This window comes from Streptomyces sp. NPDC045678, from assembly GCF_056432085.1.
Window position 1 is genome coordinate 662,112 of the sequence record NZ_JBWKJS010000003.1, and the last position, 19,788, is coordinate 681,899.

Genomic DNA, 19,788 nt, shown 5'->3' on the forward strand with positions numbered 1-19,788 from the left:
GATGTCCCCGGCGATGAGGTCGGCCTTGTGAGCACGAAGAAGACGACGAAAACGACGGCGGCGAAGGCGGCGGCGGTGACGCCCGCGAAGAAGAGCGCTGCTCCCGCCGCGAAGACCGCTGCCCCGGCCAAGAAGAGCGCTGCCCCGGCCAAGAAGGCTGCGGCGACCAAGAAGGCCGCGGCGGCCGAGAAGACCGCTGCCCCGGCCAAGAAGGCCGCAGCAACCGAGAAGACCCCTGCCCCGGCCAAGAAGGCCACCGCAACCAAAAAGCCCGCCGCAGCAAAGCCCGCTGCAACCCAGAAGGCCACCGAGGCCAAGAAGGCGCCGGAGTCCCACACCGCCCTCGTCCGCCGCGCCCGGCGGATCAACCGGGAGCTCGCGGACGTCTATTCGTACGCGCACCCGGAGCTGGACTTCGAGAACCCCTTCGAGCTCCTGGTCGCCACGGTCCTCTCCGCCCAGACCACCGACCTGCGCGTGAACCAGACGACCCCGCGCCTCTTCGCCGCGTACCCGACCCCGGAGGACCTGGCCGCGGCCGTCCCCGAGGAGGTCGAGGAGCTGATCAGACCGACGGGCTTCTTCCGCGCCAAGACCAAGTCGATCATGGGCCTGGCGAAGGCGCTGCGGGACGACTTCGGCGGCGAGGTCCCCGGCCGCATAGACGATCTCGTGAAGCTGCCCGGCGTGGGCCGCAAGACCGCGTTCGTCGTGCTCGGCAACGCGTTCGGCGTCCCCGGCATCACCGTGGACACCCACTTCGGCCGTCTGGTGCGGCGCTGGAAGTGGACCGAGGAGACCGACCCGGAGAAGGTCGAGACCGCGGTCGCCGCACTCTTCCCGAAGAGCGAGTGGACGATGCTCTCGCACCGCGTGATCTTCCACGGCCGCCGCATCTGCCACTCCCGCAAGCCCGCGTGCGGCGCCTGCCCGATCGCCCCGCTCTGTCCGTCGTACGGGGAGGGGGAGACCGACCCGGAGAAGGCGAAGAAGCTGCTGAAGTACGAGATGGGCGGCTTCCCGGGTCAGCGCCTCAAGCCGCCGCCGGACTACCCCGGCAAGCCGGCGCCCCCGCTCGCCGCGGGATGAGGTGACACCGACGCAGGGTGGAACGAACCGCAGGGGAAAGAGCGTTTTCCAGAGACGGACGGGGGTGCCGATGACGCACGCGAGCGAGACGACGAACGCGACGAACGAGGCGAACGCGACGAACGCCGAGAACGGCGACACGACCCGAGGGACCCCAGGGACCCGAGGGACCCCAGGGACCCGAGCGACCCACGCGGGCCGGCAGCCCCGAGGGGAGTTGCTCAGCACCGCGGGTCTGCCCTCCTGGCTCGACCCGGTCGTTCATGCCGCGCAGACCGTCCAGCCGCTCCAGCTGAGCCGCTTCCTGCCTCCGGAGAGTGGCGCCGGACGCCAGTCCGCCGTACTGATCCTCTTCGGAGAGGGCGACAAGGGCCCCGAGATACTCCTGATGGAGCGCGCGGGGTCCCTCCGGTCGCACGCGGGACAGCCCTCGTTCCCCGGCGGCGCCCTCGACCCCGAGGACGGCGACCCCCAGGGCGAGGGGCCCCTGCGCGCCGCGCTGCGCGAGGCCGAGGAGGAGACGGGCCTCGACCCCCGCGGCGTCCAGCTCTTCGCCGAGCTGCCGCGCCTGTTCATCCCCGTGAGCGACTTCGTCGTGACGCCCGTCCTCGGCTGGTGGCGCACCCCGACGCCGGTCGGCGTCGTCGATCCGAACGAGACCGCCCGGGTCTTCACGGTTCCCGTGGCCGATCTCACGGACCCGGCGAACCGGGCGACGACGGTCCACCCCAGCGGTCACCGCGGCCCCGCCTTCCTCGTGGAGTCCGCTCTGGTCTGGGGTTTCACGGCCGGCGTGATCGATAGAATCCTGCACTTCGCGGGCTGGGAGCGCCCCTGGGACCGCAGTAGGCAGGTCCCGCTCGACTGGCGCGCATGACAAGGTTGCGTGGAACGGCGGCCGCGATGCGAGGCGAGGATTGAATCGGTGAACGTGCTGGACGTCCTGCTGCTGCTCGCCGCCGTGTGGTTCGCGGTCGTGGGGTACCGCCAGGGCTTCGTGGTCGGCATCCTCTCGGTGATCGGCTTCCTGGGCGGCGGCCTCGTCGCCGTCTACCTCCTGCCGATCGTCTGGGACGCGCTCAACGACGACGCGGCGACGGTGAGTACGACCGCGGCGGTGATCGCCGTCGTCATCGTGATCGTCTGTGCCTCCATCGGGCAGGCCTTCACCACGCACCTCGGCAACAAGCTGCGCAGATACATCACCTGGCAGCCGGCCCGCGCCCTGGACGCGACGGGCGGCGCGCTGGTGAACGTGGTGGCGATGCTCCTCGTCGCCTGGCTGATCGGCTCACTCCTGGCGGGCGCGACGCTGCCGACGTTCGGCAAGGAGGTCCGCAACTCCAAGGTGCTGCTCGGCGTCGACCGTGCCCTGCCCGGCCAGGCCGACACCTGGTTCACGGACTTCTCCTCGGTCCTCGCGCGCAACGGCTTCCCGCAGGTCTTCAGCCCGTTCTCCGACGAGCCCATCACGGAGGTCAAGCCTCCGGACCCCAAGCTCGCCAAGAGCGCGGTCGCCGCGAAGGCGAAGCGCTCCATCGTGAAGGTCCGCGGTGAGGCCCGCAGTTGCGGGAAGGTCCTCGAAGGCACCGGCTTCGTCTTCGCGAACCGCCGCGTGATGACGAACGCGCACGTGGTCGGCGGAGTGGACGACCCGACGGTCCAGATAGGCGATCAGGGTCAGATCTACGACGCGAAGGTCGTCCTCTACGACTGGGAGCGCGACATCGCCGTCCTGGACGTGCCCACGCTGCGGGCGCCTGCCCTGCGGTTCACGTCCAAGGACGCGGCGAGCAGCGCGGGCGCCATCGTCGCCGGCTTCCCTGAGGACGGGCCCTACGACGTGCGTCCCGCGCGCGTGCGCGGTCGCATCACGGCCAAGGGCCCGGACATCTACCACCGGGGCATCGTGCGCCGTGATGTGTACTCGCTCTACGCGACCGTCCGCCAGGGCAACTCCGGCGGCCCGCTGCTCACGCCCGACGGCGAGGTCTACGGCGTGGTCTTCGCGAAGTCCCTGGACGACCCGGACACCGGCTATGCGCTGACGGCGGACGAGGTGCGCGAGGACATCGAGAAGGGCCGCACCGCCAACCAAGAGGTCGACAGCGAGGGCTGCGCGCTCTAGAGCGGCGGCCGGGGGGCCCGGACGGGAACGGGGTCAGTCGCGGGTGTGCCGGAGCCGCGCGGAGACCCAGCGGGCCCTCCGGCGGAGGATGCGGGGAATGCCCATTTCCTGAGGGGGGCCGTGATGACCCGGGTCCTGCGGCCCGCCCCTCTCACGGCTGTTCAGCGCTGTGGCCGAGCGGCGATTGCGTGCTACGTCACTGTAGTCGTGCGTCCAGCCCATACCCCGACGTGTGCCCGTGCCCCATGGTCGGTAATCGCGCTCAGGGGCCCCAATTGGCCTATGCGCGAGGCAATTGGCGTTCGTAGGACAGACGTTCGCATGGATCCGTCAGCGATCGGGCTCGGGGTCCTTCAGCCAGTTCACGAGTTCCGTCGAGAACGCCACCGGATCCTCCTCGTGCGGGAAGTGTCCGAGGCCGTCGAACAGCCGCCAGCGGTACGGCGCTTCGACGTACTCACCCGATCCCGCCGCGCTCCTCGTCCGCATCACGGGGTCCAGCGAGCCGTGCAGGTGCAGCGTCGGAACCCGCACCGGGCGCTTCATGCGGCGGTTGAACTGGATGCCGTCGGGGCGCGCCATCGACCGGACCATCCAGCGGTACGGCTCGATCGAGCAGTGTGCCGTCGACGGAATGCACATGGCCCGCCGATACGTCTCGACCGCCTCGTCGTCCGGCAGGCCGGGACCGGACCAGTCCCGCACCAGACGGCCCACCAGGGCGCCGTCATCGGCGATGAGTTGACGCTCCGGCACCCACGGCCGCTGAAAGCCCCACACGTACGACGCCGACGCGGTCTGCTTGCGGTCCGACAGCATCGCCGAACGCCAGCGCCGCGGATGCGGCATCGAGGAGACGGCGAGGCGGCGCACCAGCTTCGGCCGCATCACGGCCGCCGTCCACGCGAGGTACCCGCCCAGGTCGTGCCCGACGAGCGCGGCGTCCGGCTCACCGAGGGAACGTACGACACCGGTGATGTCGAGGGCGAGGTTCGCCGGGTCGTAGCCGCGGGGTGTGCGGTCGCTGCCGCCCACGCCCCGCAGGTCCATCGCGACGGCCCGGAAACCGGCGTCCGCGAGGGCCACCATCTGGTGCCGCCACGTCCACCAGAACTGCGGGAAGCCGTGCAGGAGCAGGACCAGCGGCCCGTCCCCCATCTCGGCGATGTGGAAGCGCGCACCGTTGGCGGCCACATCCCGGTGGGTCCAGGGTCCCTCGATGCGTACGACCGAGGCGGAGGATTGGGCCGATTGGGCGGCGGGGTCCGTCATGAGGACGAGCGTGCCACAGTGGCCCCCGTCTCACCGAGTCGGACGTCGACAGCACCCGCAGGGCCCACCGCGCGGGGATGCGGCTTGACGTTCCCCAGTACGGCAGCCGTCTCCTTGGCCGAAGCGGCGACCTTCTGCGGGCCCTTGCCCTTCTTGGCCTTCTTCGCGAAGACGACGCCGATCAGCGCGAGCAACCCGGCCACCAGCACGTTCGCGGCGAAGGACAGCAGGAAGCAGACGGCGAGGTTCCAGCCGCTCCAGGTACGGATGCCGTATGCGAGCGCGAAACTCAGCATGGGCAGCGAGAAGATGAGGACCGCTCCGGCCGCGGCGAACGCGCCACCGCCGATCGCTCCGCGCTTGACGTCCTGCCGCAGCTGCGCCTTGGCCAGCGCGATCTCGTCGTGGACCAGCGCGGACATCTCACCGGTCGCCGTGGCGACCAGTTGGCCGAGGCTGCGCTCGGCGCCGACGGGGCCGTCGGGTGAGCTCATCGCGTTCTCCCCTTTTTCTCTTCTGATCTCTTCTGAGAAGTGTCTGCTCAGATCATGCCGGACCGTTGCCATCCTCGCGTTCCCCACCCGCTACTTCGGCAAGCCTTCGGTGCTCCGCGGCCTTCTTCTCGTAGATGGCGGCCATCCGGTGGTGGTACTCCGGGTCGTCCATCTCGTAGATGTCGGGGACACCGCTGAGGTCGTCGTCGCGCTCCTCGTCCTCGCACAGCTTGCGGTACTTGGCGTTGCGTACCTTCAACAGGATCCCGGAGAACAGCGCCGCGATGAGAGAGCCGGTCAGGACGGCCGCCTTGATCTCGTCCGTGAGCAGCGGGTCCTCGGTGAAGGCGAGCTCGCCGATCAGCAGCGAGACGGTGAAGCCGATGCCCGCCAGTGAGGCGACCGCGAACACGTCGGGCCAGGCCAGATCGTCGTTCAGCTCCGCCTTGGTGAAGCGCGCCGCGAGCCAGGTGCCGCCGAAGATGCCGACGGCCTTGCCGACCACCAGGCCGAGGACCACGCCCAGCGTCTCCGGCTTGGTGAAGACGTCGCCCAGCGCGCCACCCGTGACCACCACTCCGGCGCTGAACAGGGCGAACAGCGGCACGGCCAGGCCCGCGGAGAGGGGGCGTACGAGATGTTCGATGTGCTCGCCGGGGGAGTGCTCCTCGCTGTCGTCCTCCTTGTGGCAGCGCAGCATCAGGCCCATGGCGACGCCCGCGATGGTGGCGTGGATGCCGCTGTTGTACATCAGGCCCCAGATGGCGAGCGCCAGCGGAACGTAGATGTACCAGCCGCGCACCCGCTTCCTGAGCAGCAGCCAGAACACGACGAGGCCGAGGACGGCGCCGCCGAGCGCGGCGAAGTTGAGGTCGCTGGTGAAGAAGACCGCGATGATCAGGATCGCGAAGAGGTCGTCGACGACGGCGAGGGTCAGCAGGAAGGCGCGGAGCGCGGACGGCAGCGAGGTGCCGATGACGGCGAGGACCGCGAGCGCGAAGGCGATGTCGGTGGCGGTCGGTACCGCCCAGCCGTCCAGTGAGCCGCCGCCCGCGGTGTTGGTGAGGACGTACACGAGCGCGGGCACCGCCATGCCGCAGAGCGCCGCGACGACGGGCAGCGCCGCCGCCCTGGGGTCGCGCAGGTCGCCCGCGACCAGCTCACGCTTGAGTTCGATGCCGGCCACGAAGAAGAAGACGGCGAGCAGACCGTCGGCCGCCCAGTGCTGGAGGGAGAGGTCGAGCCCGAGCGAGCCGGGACCGAGGTGGAAGCTCCGAACGGAGTCGTACGATCCGCCGGCCGTGTTCGCCCAGATCAGCGCGGCGACCGCGGCGACGAGCAGCAGCACACCGCCGACGGTCTCGGTGCGCAGGGCTTCCGCGACGAAGTTCCGCTCGGGCAGGGAGAGGCGGCCGAGCACTTTGCGGTTGTTGTTGCTGGGGACGGGCGCGGACACGTGGGTCGACCTCCGGTCGGGTAGGCAGGGCTGAGCACATGCCGACCAGACTTCCCGGCGCACCTAGGTACTTCTCGACGCGTCACCTTGTCGCGATGTTGACGCGATCCTTAGCTTACCTAACGTACGCCCGGACGAATCCAGTGATCTTCACCCTAAGTGCAAACAGGGCACCCGGCGCGCTTGGCGCCGGATGCCCTGTGCCGTCTTGCGGGGAGGTCTAGTCCTCGCTGGGAGCGGCCGGGAGCTTCGTCTGGATGAGGTCCATGACGGAGGAATCGGTGAGCGTGGTGACGTCACCGAGCTCCCGGTTCTCCGCGACGTCCCGCAGCAGGCGGCGCATGATCTTGCCGGATCGGGTCTTGGGCAGCTCGGCCACCGGCAGGACCCGCTTGGGCTTGGCGATCGGGCCGAGCGTGGCGCCGACGTGGTTGCGCAGGTCCGCGACGAGTCCCTCGTCCTCGGCGCTCGCCGTGCCGCGCAGGATCACGAACGCCACGATGGCCTGGCCCGTCGTCTCGTCCGCCGCGCCCACGACCGCCGCCTCGGCGACCGCCGGGTGCGAGACGAGCGCGGATTCGACCTCGGTGGTGGAGATGTTGTGCCCGGAGACGAGCATCACGTCGTCCACCCGGCCCAGCAGCCAGATGTCGCCGTCCTCGTCCTTCTTGGCACCGTCACCGGCGAAGTACTTGCCCTCGAAACGCGACCAGTACGTGTCGATGAACCGCTGGTCGTCACCCCAGATGGTGCGCAGCATGGAGGGCCACGGCTCGGTCAGGACCAGGTAGCCACCGCCGCCGTCAGGCACCTCGTTCGCCTCGTCGTCGACGACGGTGGCGGAGATGCCCGGCAGGGCGCGCTGGGCGCTGCCCGGCTTGGTCTCGGTCACGCCCGGCAGCGGCGAGATCATCATCGCGCCGGTCTCGGTCTGCCACCAGGTGTCCACGATGGGACAGCGGTCGCCGCCGATGTTCTTGCGGTACCACATCCAGGCCTCGGGGTTGATCGGCTCACCGACCGACCCGAGCACCCGCAGGCTGGACAGGTCGAACTTCGCGGGGATGTCGTCGCCCCACTTCATGAACGTACGGATCGCCGTGGGCGCCGTGTACAGGATGCTGACCTTGTACTTCTGGACGATCTCCCAGAAGCGTCCCTGGTGCGGGGTGTCGGGGGTGCCCTCGTACATCACCTGCGTCGCACCGTTGGCCAGCGGCCCGTACGTGATGTACGAGTGGCCGGTGACCCAGCCGATGTCGGCCGTGCACCAGTAGACGTCGGTCTCCGGCTTGAGGTCGAAGACGGCGTGGTGGGTGTACGCCGCCTGCGTGAGGTAGCCGCCGGAGGTGTGCAGGATGCCCTTCGGCTTACCCGTGGTGCCCGAGGTGTAGAGGATGAAGAGCGGGTGCTCCGCGTCGAAGGCCTCGGGGGTGTGCTCGGCCGGCTGCTTGGCGACGACGTCGTGCCACCACACGTCGCGGCCCTCGGTCCACGCCACGTCCTGCTTGGTGCGCTGTACGACCAGGACGTGCCGCACGCCCTCGACGCGGCCGACGGCCTCGTCCACGGCGGGCTTGAGCGCGGAGGGCTTGCCCCGGCGGTAGCCGCCGTCGGAGGTGATGACGACCTTGGCGTCGGCGTCCTCGATGCGCTTGGCGATGGCGTCCGCGGAGAAGCCGCCGAAGACCACCGAGTGGGCGGCGCCGATGCGGGCGCAGGCCAGCATCGCGACGACCGCCTCGGGGATCATCGGCAGATAGACGGCGACGCGGTCGCCCTTCTGGACGCCCAGCTCGGTCAGGGCGTTGGCGGCCCGGCTGACCTCGTCCTTCAGCTCGGCGTAGGTGATGGCCCGGCTGTCGCCGGGCTCACCCTCGAAGTGGATCGCGACGCGGTCGCCGTTGCCGGCCTCCACGTGACGGTCCACGCAGTTGTACGCGACATTGAGCTTCCCGTCGGCGAACCACTTGGCGAACGGCGGGTTCGACCAGTCGAGCGTCTCGGTCGGCTCCGTGGCCCAGGTCAGCCGGCGGGCCTGCTCGGCCCAGAAGCCGAGCCGGTCAGCCTTGGCCTGTTCGTACGCCTCCGCCGTGACGTTGGCGGCGGCCGCCAGCTCCGCCGGCGGCGCGAAGCGACGCTCCTCCTTCAAGAGGTTGGCCAGGCTTTCGTTGCTCACGACATCTCCCTTGCGCTGCTTTGCCGGGGGCCACCGTTGTGTCCGAAGCCACAGCTCATCAGACACAACCCGTGGTGACAAGGGTCTGCCGAAAATTGGTTTAGACCTTTACTCGTGCGTTTCCCGGCGGGGTCACACGGAGGGCGTCCGCTCGGCCTCGGCATGCGCTGTGGGCGCCACCTGGTCGAAGACCTCCTCGGGAAGCGGCTCGGCACCGCTGCCCTCCGTCAGCAGATAGGACTGCGCCTCTCCGACGTGGAAGTACATACCGTGCAGCTCAAGATCACCTTCGGCAAGTCGGCGCGCCACCGACTCGTGCGCCCTCAAGTGCTCCAGTTGCTGCACGACGTTGGTGAGGCAGAGCTGTTCGACCGCGTCGCCGGGCGCGCGCCCGGCGAGACGCGCCCACGCCCTGTCCTGCGCGCCCATGCGCTCCAGGCTCGGCAGGCCGTGCCGAAGCCACCGCTTCAGCGGGGTCTGAGCGCCGCCCGGCGGTGTGTTGAGCAGCGCCTGCATGGCGCCGCATCCGGAGTGCCCGCACACGGTGATGGACCGCACCTTGAGCACGTCCACCGCGTACTCGATGGCGGCGCCCACCGAGTCGTCCCCGCTCTCGGCGCCCGGCAGCGGCACCAGGTTGCCCACATTGCGGACGACGAAGAGGTCACCCGGCCCGCTCGACGTGATCATCGACGTGACGACGCGGGAGTCCGCGCAGGTCAGGAAGAGCTGTGCGGGCTGCTGCCCCTCACGTGCGAGCCGGGCAAGCTCACCCCGCACATGAGGCGCCGTGTTCCGCTGGAAGGCGCTGATCCCGCTGGCCAGTTGGTGGCCGCTGGGCCGACGCCCCTCCTGTCCCTCCTGCCGTTCTTCCTGCGGCCGGTCGCAGTGGTGATTGCGCCACGGCGCCCACGGTCTGCAACAGGAGTGGGAGGCGCCCACCAGCTCCCGGCTTCCCGGTCCCGAGCCCCCGGCGGGCACGGAGATACGGGTCCCCGCGCGGCCGGTGACCTCGACGCTGCCGCCATGTGCGGTGTGCGCGTCCTGCCAGCACTGCAGTGATTCGTACGCGGCATGGTCCATGAAAGATCCGTCCAACTCCACCATCACATCGGCCCCGTGGGGCACCTGGTGCAGTGCCTTGCTGAGTCGCGGCACCGCGAGGAACGTCAACTGACCGCGCACCCGCACGTGGTGGACGCCGGCGTCCTCGCAGTGGGTGATGCGGGTGCGGGCGAGCCGGTGCAGCGAGACGCCCACGGCGACGGCGACGCCGAGCGCCACGCCTTCGAGGACTCCGAGGAAGACCACGCCGAGGCTCGTGACGGCGTAGACCACGATCTCGCGGTGGCGGGTGATGGTGCGGATGTGGTTGAGGCTGACCATCTGGATGCCGACGACCATGACGAGCGCGGCCAGGGCGGCCAGGGGGATCAGCTCCAGGACGGGCACGAGGAGCAGCGCGGCGACTACTACCCAAACGCCGTGCAGCATCGTGGAGTTCCGGCTCACGGCGCCCGCCCGGATATTGGCCATGCTGCGCACGGCGACCCCGGCGACGGGGAGCCCGCCGAGTGCTCCGGACACGATGTTCGCCGCGCCCTGGCCGAGCAGCTCGCGGTCCAGGTCGGAGCGGCGTACGCCCGGGTGGAGCTCGGCCTGTCCTGCGATGACCTTGTCGACGGCGACGGCGCCGAGCAGCGACTGCACGCTGCACACCAGTGTGATGGTGAGCACGGCGGCGACGAGGCCGAGCGCGGGCCCCTCCGGGAGCCCCACGAGTGCGTGGCTGCGCCAGGACGGCAGGTCGACCTCGTCGACCCGGAGTCCGGCGAGCGCGGAGACGGCCGTCGCGGCGGCGACGGAGATGAGGGCCGCGGGCATGACGCGGGTGAAGCGCCCGGCCCGCCCGGGAATCCGTGGCCAGAGCAGCAGGATCGCCAGGGTGAGCAGGCTGATCGTCAGGGCTGCCGGATGCAGGTCGGCCAGTTGGGCGGGGAGCGCCCGCAGGTTGTCGAGCACGGAGCTCTGCGGGGTGCCGCCGAGCACGATGTGCAGCTGGGCGACGGCGATGGTGACGCCGATGCCGGTCAGCATGCCGTGGACGACGGCGGGGCTGACGGCGAGCGCGGTGCGGGCCACGTGCAGGCAGCCGAGGCCGAGTTGGGCGAGTCCGGCCAGGACGGTGATGGCGCAGGTGGTCCGCCAGCCGTACCGGTGGATGAGGTCGGCGGTGACGACGGTGAGGCCGGCGGCGGGGCCGCTGACCTGCAGCGGCGATCCGCCGAGCGCACCGGCGAGGATGCCGCCGACGGCAGCGGCGACGAGGCCCGCCTGGAGCGGGGCTCCGGTGGCCAGGGCGATGCCCAGCGACAGCGGCAGGGCGATCAGGAAGACGGCGACCGACGCGGAGAGGTCGGCACCGGCGATGTGGAACCTCTTGCCGGGTGGCGGTGCGTGGGGCTTGTTGGCGCGAGGCGTGTGAGCCGAGTCAGGGGTGCGAGTGGGGACGCAGGCAGACATGTTTCCCGTCTCCTCCGGGGCAGCGCGGTCGCGGGACAAGGGGTCCTCCGGAGGTCTCCGGAGGGCATTGCGCGGCCGTGGGTCACGGCTTGCAGCAGCGGGATTTCTCAACTCTCGGTAAATGGATCGTAATCCAGAGTAAAGGTCTGGGACGGATTTTCAGGGCAAATGGTGCAATCAGTCACCCTGATGAGTGAATAAAGAATTTAATCGGCTCGTCGGAATATCAGATTCCACATGCCGTGCGAGGTTCGGTGGGAAATGTCCCGACTTGCACGGAAGTAGGTGGGCGGAACATGGCCGCCACCCGGAGGATCACCGCGAGCCTGACCGCCCTCGTGGCGTGCGGAGCGGCGTTGGCCGGCTGCGCCGACGGCAGCAGCGGCGCGAAGGAAGGCACGCAAGGCCCGAAGAAGGGCACCGGTGCTCACGCCCCCAAGAACGCCGTCCGGATGATCGGTGACGGCTCCACGGCCTTCACCGGAAAACAGCCGCACCTGCCCAGACCCGCCCGCCTGAAGCCGGGCCAGAAGCCCCCGCAGTTCGTCGTCTTCTCCTGGGACGGGGCGGGGGAGGACAGCCAGAAGCTGTTCTCGCACTTCCGCAAGGTCGCCAAGCGGAACGACGCGACGATGACGTACTTCCTCAGCGGCGTGTACATGCTCCCCGAGGGGAAGCGGAAGCTCTACAAGCCGCCGCAGCACATGGCCGGCAGCTCGGACATCGGCTTCAACGACCGCAAGGGAATCAAGGACACCGTGGACCAGCTCCGCGGCGCCTGGCTCGAGGGCAACGAGATCGGCACGCACTTCAACGGCCACTTCTGCGGCACCGGCGGCGGCGTGGGCGAGTGGTCCGTCGAGGACTGGAAGAGCGAGATCACTCAGGCCAAGTCCTTCGTGAAGGCCTGGAAGACCAACACCGGCGCGAAGAAGGCGCGGCCCCTGCCCTTCGACTACGACAAGGAACTGATCGGCGCCCGCACGCCCTGCCTCGAAGGCCAGAAGAACTTCATGCGTGCCGCCCGCGAACTGGGCTTCCGCTACGACACCAGTGGCGTCAACAACCAGGTCTGGCCCAAGAAGAAGGAAGGGCTGTGGGACCTGTCGATGCAGCTCGTCCCGGTCCCCGGCCGCAAGTTCGAGACGCTCACCATGGACTACAACTTCATGGTCAACCAGTCAGGTTCGACCTCGCACGGCGACCCTTCCCAGCACGAGTACTGGGGCGACCAGATGCGTGACGGCCTGCTCCAGGGCTTCGGACGCGCCTACAAGGGCAACCGTGCACCGCTGATCATCGGCAACCACTTCGAGTCCTGGAACGGCGGCACGTACATGCGCGCCATCGAGGAGACCATCGAGGCGGTCTGCACCAAGCGCGAGGTGCGCTGCGTCTCCTTCCGCCAGCTCGCGGACTGGCTCGACGCGCAGGATCCGAAGGTGCTGGCGAAGCTGACCGGGCTGCCGGTCGGCAAGGCGCCGAAGGAGGGCTGGGCGGCGTTCCTCTCCGCACAGCCAGCACCGGCCCCGAAGGGCGTCCCGGGCGCTCCGGCGGACAAGCGGTAGCGCCCGGCGTCCCGGCCCGGGCTCAGGCCGTGGCGGCCATGCGCTCGCGGAGCACGAAGGCGGGGTCGACCTGGGCCGCCAGATCGGCCCCCGTCCGTTCGTTGCCCCAACTCTGCGCGTTCTTCAGGTGGAAGTGGACCATCTGGCTCGTGTACCGCTCCCAGTCCCGGCGTTCGTACGAGGCGTCGACCGCTGCCTGCAGCGCACGCAGCGAGCGGCGGTTCTCCTCCTCCAGGAGCTCGAAGCGCGGCGGGCGCCCCTTCTCCATGGCGCGCACCCAGTCCGAGTGCCCGACGGTCGCCAGGAGGTCGTCACCGACCTGCTCGCGCAGGAAGTCGATGTCGTCCTGGCCCTGCACCTTGTTGCCGACGACCGCGAGGCTCACGCCGAAGTCGCGGGCGTACTCCTTGTACTGGCGGTAGACGGAGACGCCCTTCTTCGTCGGTTCGGCCACGAGGAACGTCATGTCGAAGCGGGTGAACATGCCGGAGGCGAAGGAGTCCGAACCTGCGGTCATGTCCACGACCGCATACTCGTCGCGGCCGTCGACGAGGTGGTTCAGGCAGAGCTCCACCGCTCCCGTCTTGGAGTGGTAGCAGGCGACACCGAGGTCGGCTTCGGTGAACGGCCCGGTGACCATCAAACGGACGGCGGCGTCGTCGAGTTCCACGGTCCGCGCGCACGCGTCGAACACGGGGTTGTCCTCGCGCAACCGCAGGAGCCGTGAGCCCTCGCCGGGCGGCGTCGTCTTGATCATCGTGTCCGCCGAGGCGATCCGCGGATTGGAGCCCCGCAGATAGTCCTTGATCAGCGGCAGGCGCGCGCCCAGGGCGGGCAGGTCGGCGGCCTCCGTCTCGTCGAGGCCCAGGGCGGGGCCGAGATGCTGGTTGATGTCGGCGTCCACCGCGATGACGGGCGCACCGGTGTCGGCGAGGTGCCGGATGAAGAGCGAGGACAGCGTGGTCTTGCCGCTGCCGCCCTTCCCTACGAAAGCGATTTTCATAACCACGTAGCGTAGTCGCTCGCTGACGGTGAGTGGAGCATGTGCGTGAAGAAGACCACTCCTTCGTGGAGCGGGGCCCGGAAGTACGTAGGGTCGTACTCATGAGTACGACAGCCGATCCGCTCGCGACCCTCGGGGCTCTCCCCGGCGTGGCCGACTCCGTGGACTCCGTGCGCAAGGCCGTGGACCGGGTCTACGGACACCGGGTCATGCGGCGCCGCAGCAACGAGATCACCTCCGAGGCCGCCCTGCGCGGCGCCCGGGGCTCGGCGGCGCTCTCCGGTGCCGATTGGGCGCTCGAGGAGGTGCGTCGGCGCACCGACTTCAGCGGTGATGGCGAGGGGCGCACGGTCGGCGCGGCGCTGCGGCTCACGGCGGAGGCGGGCCAGCTCCTGTCCATCTGGCGGCAGTCGCCGTTGCGGGTGCTCGCGCGTCTGCACCTGGTCGCCGCGGCCGACTCCACGGAGGGTGCGGGCCGTCCGCGACTCGCCGGCGAGCCCGTCGACGAACCGTTGATCGAGCTTCCCGTGCCGGACGCGGACGAGGTGGCGGGCCGCCTGGAGGGGCTTTCGCAGCTGATCATCGCGGGCAGCTCGGCGCCCGCGCTGGTGACGGCGGCTGTCGTCCACGGCGAACTGGCCAGCCTCCGCCCCTTCGGCTCCCACAACGGCCTGGTGGCCCGCGCGGCCGAACGTATCGTCCTGGTGGGCAGCGGCCTCGACCCCAAGTCGGTCTGCCCGGCCGAGGCGGGGTACGGCGAGCTGGGGCGGGCGGCCTACGTGGCGGCCCTCGACGGATACGCGTCCGGCAGGCCGGAAGGCATGGCCGCCTGGATCGCCCACTGCGGCAAGGCGGTCGAGCTCGGCGTCAGGGAATCGACGGCGGTCTGCGAGGCGCTGCAGCGCGGCGCGGCGTAAGGGTCCCGAAAAGGGTTGCGGCGGTACGGAATCCGTACCGCCGCTGGCATGTTCACCGGGTTACCAAGCGTCCTCGAAATGTTGCCCATCAGGTCGGGACGTTGCCCGTCACCTGGTGCGGCTGGCCCGTAATCGACGGGTCGACGTCGCGTGGGTGCTCGATGTTCATGCTTCGGTCCGTGGGGCCTTTACTGCGTTTAAAGGTGATCCTCTCGGATGTCCTTGGTCTCGCGGGCCGTTGACTCCTTTGTACTCCTGTCCTGGAGTAAGCGGAAGTCCTGGCCGCACTTCTTTACTTTTAGGTTCAAACAGGTGCTAATCGGACGGGTTGTATTTGGGGAGTGCCGCCCTGGCGCTGAGGGGTCTACGGGGCGGGATCAGTCCACGGTCGCGCGGCGCCGACTGGCGAACCAGACGAGCCCCGCCGTGGCCGCGGCGGCGCCCACCGCGGCGGCTGCGACGAGTGCGGGCCGGGGCGGCGCGGGGATGCGCTGCTTCAGGCGCACCGGACGGTGGAAGTCGAGGATCGGCCACGCGCGCGTGAGCGCCTCGCGGCGCAGTGCGCGGTCCGGGTTGACCGCGAAGGGGTGCCCGACCGCCTCCAGCATCGGCACATCGGTCGCCGAGTCGCTGTAGGCGTAACAGCGGTCGAGGTCGTACCCCTCCGACTGTGCGAGCTCCTTGACCGCCTCCGCCTTGGTGGGGCCGTACGCGTAGTACTCCACCTCGCCCGTGAAGCAGCCGTCGTCCCCGACCACCATGCGGGTCGCCACCACGCGGTCCGCTCCGAGGAGTTCCCCGATCGGCTCGACGACCTCGGCGCCCGACGTGGAGACGATGACGACGTCGCGGCCCGCGGTGTGGTGCTCCTCGATGAGGGACGCCGCCTCGTCGTAAATGATCGGGTCGATGAGGTCGTGCAGGGTCTCGGCCACGATCTCCTTGACCTGTTCCACGTTCCAGCCGCGGCACAGTGCGGACAGGTAGGAACGCATCCGTTCCATCTGGTCGTGGTCGGCGCCGCCCGCGAGGAACACGAACTGCGCGTACGCGGTGCGCAGTACCGCTCTGCGGTTGATCAGGCCGCCTTGGTAGAACGACTTGCTGAAGGTGAGAGTGCTCGACTTCGCAATGACCGTCTTGTCCAGGTCAAAGAACGCGGCGGTGCGGGGCAGGGAGTGGTTTTCCACGAGGCCGAGCATAGGCGCCCACCATTCGGCGTAAGCTGAGGCGCGTGGGTTTGCCTGAGAAGGCTCTCGGGTACACCATGGAAGTCACGGATCGTTCGCGACCGTGCTAACCCGGTCTGGCTCCTCCCCCCCCGAGTCGGACCGTGGGGACGACCCCCGCTCTCCCCCCCGGCGGGGGTCGTCGCATGTCCGGATGGGTTTTTGAACCCTCCGCTGATCCTCCTCCGGCCCTTGAGCCGTTCTCGTCGCCTTCTCGACCGTCCCGCGCTCTACCCAAGGGTCGTCACTGTGTGTAGTCGCAGTGCTGCTCTGTGGAAGTCGCGGCGAAGGCCTGCGGGATGTCACCGGTATGGGTGATGGGGTTATTCACAGGCGCCGTCTTGTCCACAGTTATTGACCAAGATCCACATGTTTTGCGGCGCCGTCGCACGCTGATTCCGCCCGTTCCACTCGCGAAGTTCATGGCCGGATTGCTTTGCCGGTTCTTCGCGGGATGACGAGCGCGGCATTCACAGGAGTCATGTGCCAAGAGGGGGACGGGGATCGTGGGCGGAGTCTTTTCGAGTGACGTGGCCGCGCAGGCCGAGGGTCGGCGGGGCGGACCGCTGATCGTCACGGAGGACGTGGAGCTGCTGGATGACCTGCTGCGGCTGTGCGCCGCGGCGGGGGCGCTGCCGGAGGTCCATCACGGGGGGCCCGAGCGCCGGGGGAGTTGGGACGCGGCTCCGCTCGTTCTGGTCGGGGACGACGCGGCGGACCGGGTGCGCGGAGCGGTGCGACGGCGTGGCGTCGTGCTGGTTGGGCGGGATCAGGACGATCCCGGTGTCTGGCAGCGGGCGGTGGAGATCGGCGCCGACCACGTGCTGGTCCTGCCGGACGGCGAGCAGTGGCTCGTGGACCGCATCGCCGATGTGGCAGAGGGCGTGGGGTGCCCAGCGCTCACCGTCGGGGTCATCGGCGGCCGAGGAGGCGCCGGAGCCTCCACTCTGGCCTGCGCCCTCGCGGTCACGGCGGCCCGTGAGGGGCGGCGCACGATGCTCGTCGACGCGGACCCGCTGGGCGGCGGCCTGGACGTCGTCCTCGGCGCCGAGCACGCCGAAGGGCTCCGCTGGCCGGCCTTCGCCGCCTCGCGGGGCAGGGTCGGCGGCGGCGCGCTGGAGGAGTCCCTGCCGCACATGCACGCGTTGCGGGTTCTGAGCTGGGACCGGGGTGAGGCCGTCGCGGTCGCCCCCGAAGCGGTGCGGGCCGTCGTGTCGGCGGCCCGCAGGCGGGGCGGCGCGGTGGTCGTGGACCTGCCGCGCCGGGTCGACGAGACGGTCGCCGAAGCCATGGCCCAGGTGGATCTGGGGCTGCTCGTGGTGCCCGCGGAGCTGCGCGCCGTGGCGGGTGCCCGCCGGGTGGCTTCCGCTGCGGGCATGGCACTGCGGGACCTGCGGGTGGTCGTGGCGCGGGGTCCGGCGCCCGGCGGGCTCGACTCGGAGGAGGTCGCGGGGCTCCTCGGGCTTCCGCTGGCCGGGGAGGTGCCCTGGGAGGCGGGCCTGGCGGCGCAGCAGGCTTCGGGAACACCGCCGGGCGGAGTGGCACGCGGGCCGCTCGCACGGTTCTGCTCCGCCCTCTGGGGCCGACTGCCGGTCGACGCCGTGGGAGGAGGCGTATGAGCGCCGTGGTGGGGGCCCGGATGTTGGACGGGGTGCGGCAGTGGCTCGCGGAGAGCGGCACGGAGCCGACCCCCGCCCGGGTCGCCGAGGCGCTGCGGGCCCAGGGGCGTGTGCTCGGTGACACGGAGATCCTCGGAGCGGCGGATCAACTGCGCTCGGAGCTGGTCGGTGCGGGCCCTCTGGAGCCCCTGCTCACGGACGCCTCCGTGACCGACGTGCTGGTCTCCGCGCCCGACCGGGTGTGGGTGGACCGGGGCGGCGGCCTGGAGCTCACGGACATCACGTTCCGGGACGCCGCCGCACTGCGCAGGCTCGCGCAGCGCCTCGCGGCCGTGGCGGGCCGCCGCCTCGACGACGCACGCCCCTGGGTCGACGCGCACCTGCCGGACGGCACCCGCCTGCACGCCGTCCTGCCACCGGTGGCGGTCGGCTCGACGTGCCTCTCCCTGCGGGTCGTACGCACCAAGGCCTTCACGCTCACGGAACTAGTCGAGGCAGGGACGATCCCACCGGGTGGCGAGGTGATCCTGCGGTCCCTGCTCGACGCCCGCCTCTCCTTCCTGATCAGCGGCGGCACCGGCACCGGCAAGACGACCCTGCTGAGCGCGCTGCTGAGCCTGGTGGGCTCGAGGGAGCGAATCGTGCTGGCCGAGGACTCGGCGGAGCTGAAACCCGACCACCCGCACGTGGTGCGCCTGGAATCCAGGCCCGCCAACCAGGAAGGGGCGGGTTAGGCCAAGTATTGCTAGTTGTCTCACAGTTGCTTCTGAGGCGTACGAGATCAGCGAGGCCCTTGTTAGGTTCAGTGATCTCTACATGTCTCAGGGGAGGGGCAGTTGGACTACTTCTTTGTGTCGTACGAGAAGGTGCGCCGCTACTACGAGCCGATTCCGGGGGTCCCGCTCGATGCGTCGGCGGCGCTGGCGTACGTACAGCGGCCCGGGGCGGTGAAGGAGGGTACGCCGTTCTTCCTCGGGCAGGACATGCGGCCGTCGGAGCCGTTGTGCGGCTTCTTCCTGGAGTTGGCGAAGACGGTGAAGGCGAAGTCGATGCAGGACTACGCCTACGACGCCATGGACTTGGTGGATTTCCTGGAAGAGCTGGATCCGCCGACTGACCTGTTGTCCGCCACTGAGGACGACCTGCTGGCCTACCGCGAGGACTGCACCGAGCTGCGAGAGTCGCCGGACATGCCGGCGACCTGGAAGCGCCGCCGGGCGACGATCAACAACTTCTACACCTGGGCGACGGATCCGAGGACGAAGCTGCTGGCGGAGCGGCCGTATCACCGCCGCAGCAACGGCCGGGACGTCCTGTCCTGGGGTGCGACGAGCGAGCTGGACGTGCGGCACCTGACCTTCCGCCAGTGGCGCTTCTTCAAGCTGGTCGGGCTGCGTGGTCTGCTGCCAAATGACCGTGTCGACCCGGCGTTTCGTGGCCAGTCCCCGCTGCGGAACAGTGCCGGTGGGGAGCTGGCGATCACGACTGGGATGCGGCTACGGGAGTTCAGCTGCCTCTTCGACATCGAGGTGCCCTCACCGCGGCGGGATGGCTCACCGGCCGAGGTGCCGCTGCAGGCGATCGCGAAGTTCGGGATTCCGCGGGTGGTCACGGTCCAGGACATGACGCTGCGCGAGATCGACATGTATCGGCGCACGGAGCGGGCCGCGATGGTCCGGGCGTCCGCCAAGGCGCTTGCCCGGCGGCGGGATGAGCTGTTCGTAGTCTCGGACATCGACCTGCGTCGCAGGAAGCTGACCGGGATGCTCAACGGACGCCGTCGCACGTTCCGCATCGAGGCCATACCGGCCGAGACCCGGCGCCGGGCGGTGTTCGAGGGCGACCAGGGCCTGGAGCCGATGGCGTTGTTCGTCGGCCGGGGTGGGCGGATGCCGACCAAGACGCGGTGGGAGCAGATCTTCGACGAGGCGCTCGTGCGCACGCTGCGAATCATCGAGGAGTACGCGTGTGACGTGGTCATGCCCGCGCAGATCAAGATCCACGACACCAGGCACACCTTCGCGATCTACATGCTGCAGATGCTGACGCAGCTGGTGGTGCAGGAGGAGGCCGAGCGACTGCGTGAGGGCGGCCATGGCGCGTTCCTGGCCGATCACATCTCCAGGAACCCATTGCTGATCTTGCAACGGTTGCTGGGACACCGGAGCCCAAAGTCCACGATGCGGTATCTGCGCTACATCCGGGACACAAATGCGCTGGTCAACAAGGCAATTGAAGAGTGGAACAACCAGGACAGGACTTACGCGGACTATGCGTCGGCGCTGGTGGACAGGGAGGCGGGCTGATGGCC

15 protein-coding genes and 1 pseudogene are annotated in these 19,788 nt (G+C 69.7%); 8 read left to right on the forward strand and 8 right to left on the reverse strand.

Features of this window, described 5'->3' with window-relative positions; genetic code table 11:
• Positions 1 to 27 precede the first annotated feature (27 nt).
• The 3 genes from nth (at position 28) to AC07DO_RS14045 (ending at position 3,217) form a co-directional block, all read left to right on the forward strand.
• On the forward strand, positions 28 to 1,089 hold the full coding sequence (nth, locus tag AC07DO_RS14035; protein WP_479059472.1) for an endonuclease III: 1,062 nt from the start codon (positions 28 to 30) through the stop codon (positions 1,087 to 1,089).
• A 70-nt stretch (positions 1,090 to 1,159) separates the two neighbouring features.
• Complete coding sequence (locus AC07DO_RS14040) at positions 1,160 to 1,966, forward strand: NUDIX hydrolase (RefSeq protein WP_479059474.1); 807 nt, start codon at positions 1,160 to 1,162, stop codon at positions 1,964 to 1,966.
• Between the two features lie 48 nt (positions 1,967 to 2,014).
• Positions 2,015 to 3,217, forward strand: a complete 1,203-nt coding sequence (locus AC07DO_RS14045) for a MarP family serine protease (protein WP_479059476.1) — start codon at positions 2,015 to 2,017, stop codon at positions 3,215 to 3,217.
• Between the two features lie 33 nt (positions 3,218 to 3,250).
• Here AC07DO_RS14045 and AC07DO_RS14050 read toward each other — a convergent pair whose 3' ends face one another.
• The 6 genes from AC07DO_RS14050 to AC07DO_RS14075 form a co-directional block, all read right to left on the reverse strand.
• A complete protein-coding gene (locus AC07DO_RS14050) occupies positions 3,251 to 3,439 on the reverse strand; it encodes a hypothetical protein (RefSeq protein WP_079075134.1) in 189 nt (62 codons plus the stop codon).
• Positions 3,440 to 3,547: 108 nt separating this feature from the next.
• On the reverse strand, positions 3,548 to 4,489 hold the full coding sequence (locus AC07DO_RS14055) for an alpha/beta fold hydrolase (protein WP_479059478.1): 942 nt from the start codon (positions 4,487 to 4,489) through the stop codon (positions 3,548 to 3,550).
• A complete protein-coding gene (locus tag AC07DO_RS14060; protein ID WP_479059480.1) occupies positions 4,486 to 4,983 on the reverse strand; it encodes a phage holin family protein in 498 nt (165 codons plus the stop codon). The genes AC07DO_RS14055 and AC07DO_RS14060 overlap by 4 nt, the downstream gene beginning before the upstream one ends.
• Before the next feature lie 52 nt (positions 4,984 to 5,035).
• Positions 5,036 to 6,439: a Na+/H+ antiporter NhaA gene (nhaA, locus tag AC07DO_RS14065; RefSeq protein ID WP_479059481.1), complete on the reverse strand. Its 1,404-nt coding sequence runs from the start codon at positions 6,437 to 6,439 to the stop codon at positions 5,036 to 5,038.
• A 220-nt stretch (positions 6,440 to 6,659) separates the two neighbouring features.
• Positions 6,660 to 8,618, reverse strand: a complete 1,959-nt coding sequence (acs, locus tag AC07DO_RS14070) for an acetate--CoA ligase (protein ID WP_479059483.1) — start codon at positions 8,616 to 8,618, stop codon at positions 6,660 to 6,662.
• 132 nt (positions 8,619 to 8,750) lie between these two features.
• A complete protein-coding gene (locus AC07DO_RS14075) occupies positions 8,751 to 11,141 on the reverse strand; it encodes a bifunctional SulP family inorganic anion transporter/carbonic anhydrase (RefSeq protein WP_479059485.1) in 2,391 nt (796 codons plus the stop codon).
• Positions 11,142 to 11,437: 296 nt separating this feature from the next.
• On the opposite strand from AC07DO_RS14075, the gene AC07DO_RS14080 reads away from it, so the two are divergent.
• Positions 11,438 to 12,709, forward strand: a complete 1,272-nt coding sequence (locus AC07DO_RS14080) for a polysaccharide deacetylase family protein (protein ID WP_479059486.1) — start codon at positions 11,438 to 11,440, stop codon at positions 12,707 to 12,709.
• A 22-nt stretch (positions 12,710 to 12,731) separates the two neighbouring features.
• On the opposite strand, the gene AC07DO_RS14085 is transcribed toward AC07DO_RS14080, so the two are convergent.
• Entirely contained in the window at positions 12,732 to 13,712 is a 981-nt protein-coding gene (locus tag AC07DO_RS14085) for an ATP-binding protein (RefSeq protein WP_479059488.1), read from the reverse strand.
• A 101-nt stretch (positions 13,713 to 13,813) separates the two neighbouring features.
• On the opposite strand from AC07DO_RS14085, the gene AC07DO_RS14090 reads away from it, so the two are divergent.
• On the forward strand, positions 13,814 to 14,629 hold the full coding sequence (locus AC07DO_RS14090; protein ID WP_479059489.1) for a Fic family protein: 816 nt from the start codon (positions 13,814 to 13,816) through the stop codon (positions 14,627 to 14,629).
• 377 nt (positions 14,630 to 15,006) lie between these two features.
• On the opposite strand, the gene AC07DO_RS14095 is transcribed toward AC07DO_RS14090, so the two are convergent.
• Complete coding sequence (locus AC07DO_RS14095) at positions 15,007 to 15,831, reverse strand: HAD family hydrolase (RefSeq protein ID WP_479059490.1); 825 nt, start codon at positions 15,829 to 15,831, stop codon at positions 15,007 to 15,009.
• A gap of 533 nt (positions 15,832 to 16,364) precedes the next feature.
• Between AC07DO_RS14095 and ssd the strand changes: the two genes are divergently transcribed.
• The 3 genes and pseudogenes from ssd to AC07DO_RS14110 all read left to right on the forward strand — a co-directional run bounded on the left by ssd (position 16,365) and on the right by AC07DO_RS14110 (position 19,783).
• Complete coding sequence (ssd, locus tag AC07DO_RS14100; RefSeq protein WP_479059492.1) at positions 16,365 to 17,477, forward strand: septum site-determining protein Ssd; 1,113 nt, start codon at positions 16,365 to 16,367, stop codon at positions 17,475 to 17,477.
• Positions 17,474 to 18,208: pseudogene (locus AC07DO_RS14105) on the forward strand (ATPase, T2SS/T4P/T4SS family); the annotation flags it as partial. The gene ssd and the pseudogene AC07DO_RS14105, both read left to right, overlap by 4 nt.
• 105 nt (positions 18,209 to 18,313) lie before the next feature.
• The gene (locus AC07DO_RS14110; RefSeq protein WP_479059494.1) at positions 18,314 to 19,783 is read left to right on the forward strand and encodes a site-specific integrase; all 1,470 of its coding nucleotides are present in this window, start codon (positions 18,314 to 18,316) and stop codon (positions 19,781 to 19,783) included.
• The last annotated feature ends 5 nt before the right edge of the window (positions 19,784 to 19,788 follow it).